The organism is uncultured Gemmiger sp. (assembly GCA_944388105.1).
Taxonomy (GTDB): domain Bacteria; phylum Bacillota; class Clostridia; order Oscillospirales; family Ruminococcaceae; genus Gemmiger.
On sequence record CALXHN010000073.1, the window covers coordinates 1 to 10,825 of the forward strand.

At 63.5% G+C, this 10,825-nt stretch carries 9 protein-coding genes; 3 read left to right on the top strand and 6 right to left on the bottom strand.

Annotated features, from left to right (window positions below):
- From argB to Q0K17_RS08465, 6 genes are all read right to left on the bottom strand, one after another.
- Positions 1–422 (bottom strand): acetylglutamate kinase (argB, locus tag Q0K17_RS08440; protein ID WP_294542183.1); only part of this gene is annotated, 422 nt, incomplete at its 3' end.
- A gap of 23 nt (positions 423–445) precedes the next feature.
- Complete coding sequence (argJ, locus tag Q0K17_RS08445; RefSeq protein ID WP_294542192.1) at positions 446–1,672, bottom strand: bifunctional glutamate N-acetyltransferase/amino-acid acetyltransferase ArgJ; 1,227 nt, start codon at positions 1,670–1,672, stop codon at positions 446–448.
- Between the two features lie 39 nt (positions 1,673–1,711).
- The gene (gene argC / locus Q0K17_RS08450; RefSeq protein WP_294542204.1) at positions 1,712–2,653 is read right to left on the bottom strand and encodes an N-acetyl-gamma-glutamyl-phosphate reductase; all 942 of its coding nucleotides are present in this window, start codon (positions 2,651–2,653) and stop codon (positions 1,712–1,714) included.
- A 21-nt stretch (positions 2,654–2,674) separates the two neighbouring features.
- Positions 2,675–4,054: an argininosuccinate lyase gene (gene argH, locus Q0K17_RS08455; protein WP_294542207.1), complete on the bottom strand. Its 1,380-nt coding sequence runs from the start codon at positions 4,052–4,054 to the stop codon at positions 2,675–2,677.
- Positions 4,055–4,166: 112 nt separating this feature from the next.
- A complete protein-coding gene (locus Q0K17_RS08460; protein WP_294542210.1) occupies positions 4,167–5,405 on the bottom strand; it encodes an argininosuccinate synthase in 1,239 nt (412 codons plus the stop codon).
- Positions 5,406–5,616: 211 nt separating this feature from the next.
- Positions 5,617–7,119 carry a carboxypeptidase M32 gene (locus tag Q0K17_RS08465; RefSeq protein ID WP_294542213.1) on the bottom strand — a complete coding sequence of 501 codons (1,503 nt, stop codon included), beginning with the start codon at positions 7,117–7,119 and terminating at the stop codon, positions 5,617–5,619.
- A 132-nt stretch (positions 7,120–7,251) separates the two neighbouring features.
- Between Q0K17_RS08465 and Q0K17_RS08470 the strand changes: the two genes are divergently transcribed.
- From Q0K17_RS08470 to Q0K17_RS08480, 3 genes are all read left to right on the top strand, one after another.
- Complete coding sequence (locus Q0K17_RS08470) at positions 7,252–8,127, top strand: glycosyltransferase family 2 protein (RefSeq protein WP_294542216.1); 876 nt, start codon at positions 7,252–7,254, stop codon at positions 8,125–8,127.
- A 412-nt stretch (positions 8,128–8,539) separates the two neighbouring features.
- The gene (locus Q0K17_RS08475; protein WP_366776827.1) at positions 8,540–9,817 is read left to right on the top strand and encodes a hemolysin family protein; all 1,278 of its coding nucleotides are present in this window, start codon (positions 8,540–8,542) and stop codon (positions 9,815–9,817) included.
- 174 nt (positions 9,818–9,991) lie between these two features.
- Positions 9,992–10,825, top strand: an 834-nt coding sequence (locus Q0K17_RS08480; protein ID WP_294542219.1) for an SLC13 family permease, incomplete at its 3' end; no start/stop codon positions are given.

A 10,825-nucleotide genomic window follows, 5' to 3' on the forward strand; every position in this document is an offset into this window, starting at 1 on the left:
TCGCCCACAAAGCCCAGGTCGGCCTTGGTGTAGCGGCGGCAGCTGATGGTGTTGCCGTCCATGCCGCACAGCCCCACGCCCCGACCCTTGAGCAGGGCCACCAGGTCCTTGTTCACCTGACCGGCCAGCACCTGCTGGACCACGGTCATGGTCTCGGCGTCGGTGTAGCGCAGGCCGCCCACAAACTTGGATTCAATGCCCAGCTTTTTCAGCATGGCGTTGATGGCAGGGCCGCCCCCGTGGACCAGCACCACCCGCACCCCCAGCAGGGTCAGGGTGACCAGGTCGTTCATCACCGCCAGCTTCAGCTGGCCGTTGACCATGGCGTTGCCGCCGTACTTGATGACCAGGGTCTTGCCGTGGTATTTCTGGATATAGGGCGTGGCTTCGGAAAAGAGCCGCGCCATCTCTTCGTTTTTCATGTTCCTTCCTCTTTCCTGCCCGCTCAGGTGCGGTAATCCCCGTTGATCTTGACGTAATCGTAGGTCAGGTCGCAGCCCCAGGCCTTGGCCGTGGCGTCGCCGCAGCCCAGATCCACCAGGATCTGGATCTCGCTCTCCTGGAGGATCCTGGCGGCTTCCTCCTCGCTGAAGATATGGTGGGCAGCATTCTCGCACACCAGCACCTCGCCGGCGGCGCTCTTCAGCCGCACGCTGGTCTTGTCAATGGAGAAATCCCCGGGGGTGTAGCCGATGGCACACAGCACCCGGCCCCAGTTGGCGTCCTCGCCGAACATGGCGGCCTTGAACAGGGTGGAGTGGATGACGCTCTTGGACACATCCCGGGCGATCTGCAGGGTGGGGGCGCCGGTGACGACGCATTCCAGCAGCTTGGTGGCCCCTTCCCCGTCCCCGGCCAGTTCCCGGCAGAGGGTCTCGGCCACCTGGGTCAGGGCAGCCACAAAGGTGACATAGTCCTCGCTGTCGGCGGCCACGGGGTCGTTGCCCGCCAGCCCGGAGGCCAGCAGCAGGACGGTGTCGTTGGTGGAGGTATCCCCGTCCACCGAGATCTGGTTGAAGGTGGCGGGCACCACGCTGGACAGGGCCTTCTGGAGCACGGCGGGTTCCATGGCGGCGTCGGTGGTGATGAAGAGCAGCATGGTGGCCATGTTGGGGTGGATCATGCCGGAACCCTTGGCGATGGCGCCCATGCGGCAGGTCTTGCCGCCCAGGGTGAACTCCACGGCCACCTGTTTGGGGTGGGTGTCGGTGGTCATGATGGCAAAGGCGGCGTTCAGGCTGCCCTGGGGGCTGTGGGCCAGCTGGGCGGCGCAGGCCGGGATGCCGGAGGCAAAGGGCGCGATGGTCATGGCCTGACCGATGACGCCGGTGGAGGCGGGCAGCACGTCGGCTTCGTCCACGCCCAGGGCCTGGGCGGCCAGACGGCAGGTTTCCCGGGCCAGCTCCACCCCGCCGGGGGCGCAGGTGTTGGCGTTGCCGGAGTTGACCAGGATGGCCTGGGCGTAGCCGTCGGCCAGGTGTTCCCGGTCCACCGTGATGGGGGCCCCGTAGACCTTGTTGGTGGTGTAGCAGGCGGCGCCCGCACAGCGCACGTCGGCTTTGATCAGGGCCAGGTCCGGTTTGGCGTGGTTATGCCGGATGCCGCAGTGGATGCCCGCGGCGGAAAATCCCTGGGGCGCGCAGATGCCGCCCTCGATTGTGGTAAAGTTCATCTTTCTCCCCCTCATTCAGGTTGCGGACACTGCCGCGGATTACAGAGCCAGACCTTCGGTTTCTTCCAGGCCCAGCATCAGGTTCATGCACTGCACCGCCGCGCCGGAGGACCCCTTGCCCAGGTTGTCGAAGCGGCTGATCAGCTGGATCTGGCCGCCGTCCGGGGAGGCAGTGACGAAGATCTCCATGCTGTCCTTGCCTGCCAGGGCGTTGGACGGCAGGAACCCCGGCATATTGTCGGGGTCAAACGGGTGGACGGTGATGACCGGGCTGCCGGCGTAATAGTCGGCCAGCACGGAGGCCAGATCTTTGGCGTCGCCGTTGAGCTGGCTGCGCTGGAGCTGGACCACCGTCTCCATGCCGGCGTAGTAGTCGGCCACCACCGGGCAGAAGACCGGGGCGGTGTGCAGGCCGCAGACGGCCATCATCTCGGGCAGGTGCTTGTGGTGCAACGTCAGGCCGTAGGGGCGGGGGGCGCAGAGTCCCGCGTCGGTGCGCTCAGCCTCATACTGGGCGATCATGGACTTGCCGCCGCCGGAATACCCGGTCAGGCTGAAGCAGCACAGGGCGGCTTCCGGCGCCAGCAGGCCCCGGCGCACCAGGGGCGCCACCGGGGCGATGAACCCGGAGGCGTGGCACCCGGGCACCGCCACCCGGGTGGCGGTTTTCAGGGCCTTGCGGGTGTTGTCCAGCTCCGGCATGCCGTACAGCCAGCCGGAGGCGGTGCGGTGGGCGGTGGAGGTGTCCAGGATGCGGACCTCCTCTTTCACCAGCGGGATGATCTCCCGGGCTGCCGCATCGGGCAGGCAGAGGAAGGTCAGGTCGCTCCGGTTGATGACCGCCGCCCGGGCATTGGGATCCTTGCGGTCGGCTTCGGGGATGGTCAGCAGTTCAAATTCCGGGCGGGCGGCCAGACGGTCCGCAATGCGCAGGCCGGTGGTGCCGGAAGACCCGTCCACAAAAATACGATACTTTTTCACAGCAAACACCCGTTTCGGTTTTTATTGGGCCAGGGCGGCGCGCACGTCGGCGATCTGGGAAAGGACGCTGGCCCTGGTGGGGCCGCCGTAGCTGGTGCGGCCTTCGCAGCAGCGGGTCAGGTCGATGGCCTCATACACATCCTTCTCAAAGAGGGGGCTGTACCGCTGGAATTCTTCCAGGGACATCTCCTCCAGGGTCTTGCCTTCCCGGATGCAGGCGGCCACCATGGTGCCGGTGCACTTGTAGGCATCCCGGAAGGGCATGCCCTTCTTGGTCAGGTAGTCGGCGCAGTCGGTGGCGTTGATGAAGCCGTGGGCCGCCGCCTTGCGCATGTTTTCCGGGCGGGGGGTCATGGTGGCCAGCATGGGGGTCAGGGTGCGCAGGCAGAGGTCCAGGGTGTCCACCGCGTCGAAGATGGCCTCCTTGTCCTCCTGCATATCCTTGTCGTAGGCCAGGGGAATGCCCTTCATCATGACCAGCAGGGTGTTCAGGTCCCCGTACACCCGGCCGGTCTTGCCCCGGATGAGCTCGGTGACATCGGGGTTCTTCTTCTGGGGCATGATGGAGGAACCGGTGGTGAAGGCGTCGTCCAGCTCCACGAACCGGAACTCCCAGCTGCACCAGAGGATGACCTCCTCCGACAAACGGGAGAGGTGCATCATGCAGGTGGCCATGGCGGCACAGAGCTCGATGCAGAAATCCCGGTCGGACACCCCGTCAATGGAGTTGTGGCAGGGGGCCGCAAAGCCCAGCTCCCTGGCGGTGTAGAACCGGTCCAGAGGGTAGGTGGTGCCGGCCAGGGCGCCGGAGCCCAGGGGGCACTCGGCGTCCATCCGGCGCACCGCGTCCTGCATCCGGCCCAGGTCCCGCAGCAGCATCCAGGCGTAGGCCATGAGCTGGTGGCCGAAGCTCACCGGCTGGGCCCGCTGCAGGTGGGTGTAACCGGGCATGACGTAGCCCGCGCTCTCCTCGGCTTTCCGGCAGATGGCGTCGATAAGGTCTTTGATTTCCTTTTGCAGGGTGGCGGCGGCGTCCCGCAGGTAGAGGCGGATGTCCAGGGCCACCTGGTCGTTGCGGCTGCGGCCGGTGTGCAGCCGCTTGCCCGCATCCCCCACCCGGGCGGTGAGGGTCTGTTCCACAAAGGTGTGCACGTCCTCGGCGGTGGGGTCGATCTCCAATGCGCCGCTGTGCAGATCGTCCAGAATGGAGTGGAGTCCTTTGTGGATATCCTCCACATCCTGGGCGGAGATGATGCCCTGGGCGCCCAGCATGGCGGAATGCACCAGGCTGCCCCGGATGTCCTGTTCGATCATGCGGGCGTCGAACCGGATGGAGGAGTTGAAGTCATTGACGCGGCTGTCCACCGCCTTGCTGGCGCGGCCCTGCCAAAGTTGGGGCATGGAGATAACCTCTCTTTCCGTACAATCAGGGAGTTTTCAGGAACGCCAAAGCCGCCAAGGAGGCAGATTCCTCCCCGGCGGCGGGTTGGCTGTTGGGTTTTGCTTTCAGAAATCAGTCGATGGCGGGCCACTTTTTGGCCAGCTTGGCCCGCTCGGCGATGGGCAGGCCGAACAGGTTGATGAAGCCGGTGGCGTCGGCCTGGTTGTAGTCCTCATCCTCGCCGAAGGAAGCGGTCTGCTCGTCGTAGAGGGTGAAGGGGCTGGTGACGCCGGCGTTGATCATGTTGCCCTTGTAGAGCTTCAGGGTCACATCGCCGGTGACCGTCTTTTCCAGCTGGTCCACAAAGGCGCTGATGGCTTCCCGCAGGGGGGTGAACCACTGGCCGTTGTAGACGAGATCGGCCATCTTCTGGGCCACGATCTCCTTGAAGTGGGCGCTCTCCTTGTCCAGGGTGATGGTCTCCAGCACGTTGTGGGCCTTGTACAGGATGGCGCCGCCGGGGGTCTCGTACACGCCGCGGCTCTTCATGCCCACCAGCCGGTTCTCCACGATGTCCAGCAGGCCGATGCCGTTTTCGCCGCCCAGCTTGTTCAGGGTCTCCACGATCTCCACGGCGCCCATTTCCTTGCCGTCAATGGCGGTGGGCACGCCCTTCTCAAAGTGGATGGTCACATAGGTGGGCTTGTCGGGCGCCTGTTCGGGGCTGACGCCCAGTTCCAGGAACCCGGGCTTGTTGTACTGGGGCTCGTTCTTGGGATCTTCCAGGTCCAGGCCCTCATGGCTCAGGTGCCACAGGTTCTTGTCCTTGGAGTAGTTGGTCTCCCGGCTGATCTTCAGGGGGATGTTGTGGGCCTCGGCGTAGTCGATCTCCTCGTCACGGCTCTTGATGTCCCATTCCCGCCAGGGGGCAATGATGGTCATATCCGGGGCGAAGGCCTTGAGGGTGAGCTCAAACCGGACCTGGTCGTTGCCCTTGCCGGTGCAGCCGTGGCAGATGGCGTCGGCGCCTTCCTTGATGGCGATGTCCGCCAGGGCCTTGGCGATGCAGGGGCGGGCGTGGGAGGTGCCCAGCAGGTAGTCCTCATACTTGGCGCCGGCCTTCAGGCAGGGCCAGATGTAGTTTTCCACGTAATCCTTCTTCAGGTCCAGCACATACAGCTTGGAAGCGCCGGTCTTCTTGGCCTTCTCTTCCAGGCCGTCCAGCTCGGTGCCCTGGCCCACGTCGCCGGAAACGGCGATGACTTCACAGTTGTTGTAGTTTTCCTTCAGCCAGGGGATGATGATGGAGGTATCCAGACCGCCGGAATAGGCCAGAACGACCTTCTTGATGTCCTGCTTGTTCTTTTTCATGGTGAGCACCCTTTCTCTCTTCTCACAGCGTGTAGCTGAATATTTATTCATCTGATGCTTCTTATTATACACGCCATTTTGCCAAAATCAAGGCACAAACTCCCACAAACTCGCCCCACATGCGGGCAGAATTTTGTATAAATTTCCATATATTTGCAGTTGGTTTGCATTTGCAGGGCGTTTTTCTGTATTTTTATGCAATGTTTGAGGCTCACAGGGCGTACAGGTCGGTGTATTTGCGGCGCAGGTAGCGGGTGTAGTGGGTGGGGTCGAACTCCCCGCCGCACAGGCTTTTCACCAGGTCCGCCGGTTCCCGGCTGTTGCCGTACTGCCACAGCCGGGTGTGCAGGGCGTCCTTGAGGGGGCTCAGGTCGCCCTTTTCGATGTGGGCTTCCAGCACCCCGTCCCCCAGTTTGGCGGTGATGTCGTCCCAGGCCTGGGCGGCGTAGGCGCTGCCCAGGGCGTAGCTGGGGAAGTAGCCCATATCGCCCCCGGCCCAGTGGATGTCCTGCAAAACACCCCGGGCGTTGTCCGGCACCTGGATGCCCAGGTATTCCTGATACTTGGCGTTCCAGGCTTCGGGCAGGTCTTTGACGGCCAGGGTGCCCTGGAGCAGGGCCTTTTCCAGCTCGTACCGCACCATGATGTGCAAGGCATAGGTCAGCTCGTCCGCCTCGGTGCGGATCAGGCTGGCTTCGGCCCGGTTGGCGGCGCGGTAGAGTTCCTCCTCGGTGAAGTCGGCGGTCTGGCCGGGGAAGAGTTCCCGCAGCACCGGCCACAGCCAGTGGATAAAGGCCCGGGACCGGCCCACCATGTTCTCAAACAGACGGCTCTGGCTTTCGTGCAGGCCCATGGTGGCCCCGCCGCCCAGGACGGTGAAATCGCAGGCCGGGTCCACCCCCAGCTCATACAGGGCGTGGCCGCCCTCATGGGCCACGCTGTACAGGCTGCTGAGCACATCCCGTTTCATATAATGGGTGGTGATGCGCACATCCCCGTGCCAGAAGCCCTCGGTGAAGGGGTGTTCGCTCTCATCCAGCACGCAGTGGTCCGGGTCCAGCCCCCACAGGGCCATGATCCGTCGGGCCAGCTCCCGCTGGCCTTCCAGCGGCCAGTCCCGGTCCAGGAAGTCGGTGCGCACCGGCTTGCCGCGCTGCTGGATTTCTTTCAGCAGGGGCAGGATCTCCCCCCGCAGGGCGGCGAAGAATGCATCGCACCGGGCGATGGTCAGCCCCCGCTCATACCGGTCCAGCCAGGCTTCATAGGGGTCCCTGTCCGGGGCAAAGTACCCGGCCTGCCGGCGCAGGGCGGCCACGATCTTTTCCAGGTACGGGGCAAAAGCGTCGAAGTCATTGCTCCGCTTGGCGCGGCCCCAGGCGGGCACCGCCTGCTGCACCAGCCCGGTGAAGGCGGCGTACTCATCGGCGGGGATGCGGGCGATGGCGTCGTACTGGCGGCGCAGTTCCCGCACCTCGGCGGCGGTACGCTCGTCCAGGTCGGCGGCCTCGGCCTCTTTCAGCAGGGCTTCGGTGTCCGGGTTGACCAGGGCGTCAAAGGAAATCCGGCTGAGCACCTCGGCGGCCTTGGCGCGGCCGTCCTCGCTGCGGGCGGGGGCGGCGGTGGCTTCGTCATAGCCCATGAGGGCCTGGGCGTAGCGGCAGGCGTAGAGCTTGTCCTCCAGGGTGCGGAGCTTTTCGGGAATGGTGTTGGGCATGGGTGGGGTCCTCCTGCAAAAAAATTCTGGTTCCAGTATACCACGGTTTGTGCCCCGGTGCCATTGTGTCCCGGGCGGTTTTGTGGTATGGTAAACACAAATCCATCCTTATATAGAGAAAGGGGTGTCTGTATGTCCGGAGCCGAACAGCCGCTGGTAAGCATCATTGTGCCCATCTACAACGCCAAGGACCACATTGCCCGCTGTGTGGAGAGCATCCGCCGCCAGACCTACCGCAACCTGGAGATCCTGCTGCTCAACGACGGCAGCAGCGACGTGAGCGGACCGGTGTGCGCCATGTACGCCAAGGTGGATGACCGCATCACCCTCATCGACAAGGCCAACAGCGGGGTGTCCGCCACCCGGAATCTGGGGATGCGGGCGGCCAAAGGCAAGTATCTGCAGTTTGTGGACGCGGACGACACCGTCCAGCCCTACGCCACCGAGCTGCTGGTGCAGAAAGCGGAGGAGCACGCCGCCGATATGGTCATTGCCCACTACAACCGGGTGGAGCCCCCCAAAGAATGGCGGGCCCAGCGCACCCCGCCCCTGCCGGAGGAGGTGGACCCGGGATTTGACCCCTTCACCAAGGTGCAGACCTTCGGGTTCCTCATGGAAGGGTATATGGGCAAGGCCCAGTTTGCCTACGGGCTGATGCAGGAACCGGCCAGCTTCTACTATGGGGTCATGTGGAACAAGCTTTACCGGGCGGACATCGTGCGCCAGCACCCGGACGTGGTGTGCAGCGAGGACCTGAATTACAGCGAGGACTTTTACTTCAACCTGAGCTTCATCCGGTATGCCGAGCGGTTCTACGCCCTGTCCACCCCCATCTACAACTATGTGCAGAACTCGGACAGTCTGGTGCACAACCTGAACCCGGTGAAGGTACTCACCACCCGGTGGGAGCTGCTCACCTATTATAAGGACCTGTACCGGGACCTGGGGCTGTATGAGGACAACAAATACCGCCTGAACCGGTACTTCTTCGGCATTGCCGAAAGCTGAACACAAAGTATCAAAACCGTCTGCGCCGGCGGACATGCGCCGACCGGCGCAGACACCTACAGGGAAATCGGGAGTCAAATTGTGTGCGAGACGCACTGCGTCGAGTGCGCGATTTGACCCCCAATTTTGTCGAGGGGGTGTACAAGAGGGGGAATAGGCCCGTCAGGCAATTGCCGTGCGGGACTGTTCCCCCTTTTGCAGCGTGTCGGGTTTTCCGACACGCTGGAGCGCCGTCCTCCCCGCGGGAGGGCGGCGTTTTGTCCATATGATTTTCCGGTAAAGAGCGGGTAAAATCCCGGCAGTACCGGGCAAAGCAATTGTGTTTCCTGCCGGGATATGCTACAATAGCAAATAGTCTGGCGTTGTATACCTGCGTGTCGGCGCCGGCAAAAATTCAATACAGAAAGTAGAGTTGATCTTTCCCCCCATGGACGAGGACAGTATTATCACCATCATTCTGATCGTAGCACTGGTGGCGATGTCGGCCTTTTTCTCCGCTTCGGAGACCGCCTTTTCTTCCCTGAACCTGATCCGCCTGCGCTCCCGCGCCGAGGCGGGCGACAAGCCCGCCGGCAAGGCCCTGAACCTGGCGGAAAAGTTCGACCGTCTGCTCAGCACCATCCTCATCGGCAACAACATCGTGAACATTGCAGCGGCTTCGCTGGGCACGGTGCTGTTCACCAACCTGCTGGGCCCGGTGTACGGCCCCACCGCCTCCACGGTCGCCCTGACCGCGATCGTGCTGATCTTTGGTGAGATCACCCCCAAGGGTCTGGCCAAGGAAATGCCCGAGACCCTTGCCGTTTCCTTTTCCCCGATCCTCAGCGCCCTGACCACCCTGTTCACCCCGCTGAACTTCCTCTTCGGCAAATGGAAGGATTTTCTGGCCCGCCGGTTCCATTCCGACGAGCACGACACCGTGACCGAAGGTGAGCTGGTCACCATGGTGAGCGAAGCCGAGAAAGACGGCGAGATCACCGACCGGGAAAGCGAACTGATCCGCAGCGCCATCAGCTTTGATGACGTGGAAGTGGAGGATGTGCTGATCCCCCGGGTGGACGTGGTGGCCGTGGCCGACGACGCCGACCTGGAAGAGGTGGCCGACCAGTTTGCGGAGAGCGGATACTCCCGCCTGCCGGTCTACCACGAGACCATTGACAACATCATCGGCGTGGTGCATGAGAAGGACTACTTCGTGGCCGCCCGCCGTGGGGATGCCGAGCTGGAAAAGCTCATTGCCCCGGCGCTGTACACCACCTCCGGCAGCCGCATCTCCGAACTGATGCGCACCATGCGGGAGAGCAAGCATCACATGGCCATTGTGGTGGATGAGTACGGCGGCACCGCCGGCATCGTCACCCTGGAGGACATCCTGGAAGAGCTGGTGGGCGAGATCTGGGACGAGCACGACGACGTGGTGGAGGAAGTCCGCGCCCAGAGCAACGGCAGCTGGCTCATTGCCGGCGACGCCGGTGTGGATGATGTGGCCGAGGAGCTGCACATCCGGGACAAGAGCAAGGCGGTGTCCATCAGCGGCCTGGTGCAGGAAAAGCTGGGCGGTCTGCCCAAGGTGGGCGACCATTTCCGCTGGGGCAAGTACGAGGGCATCGTCACCCGCACCACCCACCGCCGGGTGCAGGAGGTGCGCCTGACCCTGCTGGAACCGGAACAGCCCGCGTCCCAGGAATAACCTCTCTTGTATCCCATATACAGTATCCCAGCCGGACGGCCCCGCAAAGGCCGTCCGGCTTTTGGTTTGTGCGGGGCAGGAAATTCGCACCCACGCCAAAAAATCCGGGTCCATGCCTTGCATCCGCCGGGGCGGATTGCTATAATAAAGGACGCGCGCCGGGGGCTCCCCGGCGTGATTCTGTACGAAAACGGAGCGGATGTTTTGGTGGAACTGACGATATACGGACGCATTCTTTGCTGGCTGCAGCGGGTCAAGAAGTTTGTCAAAGGGGAAGTGGTGCTCAGCGCGGCCATTGTGCTGGCGCTGCTTTCGGCCATTGCGGTGCCGCCGGACGCGGCCTGGGCCGGGTACATCGACTGGGACACCCTGGCCTTGCTCTTCAGCCTGATGGCGGTGACCAAGGGGCTGCAGCAGCTGGGGCTGTTTGATGCCCTGGGGGCGTCCCTGCTGCGGCGGATGGCCACCACCCGCCGGATGGTGCTGGTGCTGGTGTTCCTGCCCTTCTTTTTCAGCATGCTCATCACCAACGACGTCTCCCTCATCACCTTTGTTCCCTTTGCCCTGACCGTGCTGCACATGGCCGGACAGGACCGGCTGGTGATCCCCACGGTGGTTTTGCAGACGGCAGCGGCCAACCTGGGCAGCATGCTCACCCCCATGGGCAATCCCCAGAACCTCTACCTGTACAATCGGTCGGGGATGAGCTTCGGGGAATTCTGCGCCCTGATGCTGCCCTATGTGGTGGTATCCGGGGTGTGCATCGGGGTGCTGGGGGCGCTGCCCCGCAGCGTGCCGGTCCACGCCGACCTGCCCGAAACCCAGCTGGGTGACAAGCGCAAGCTGGCCCTGTGTGCCGTGGGGGCGGTGCTCTGCCTGGGATGCATCGCCAAGGTGCTGCCGCCCCTGGGGGTGGCGGCCCTGACGGCGGTGGTGCTGATCATCGGGGACCGCAAGCTGCTGGCCAAGATCGACTATTCCCTGCTGGGGACCTTCATTGCCTTCTTT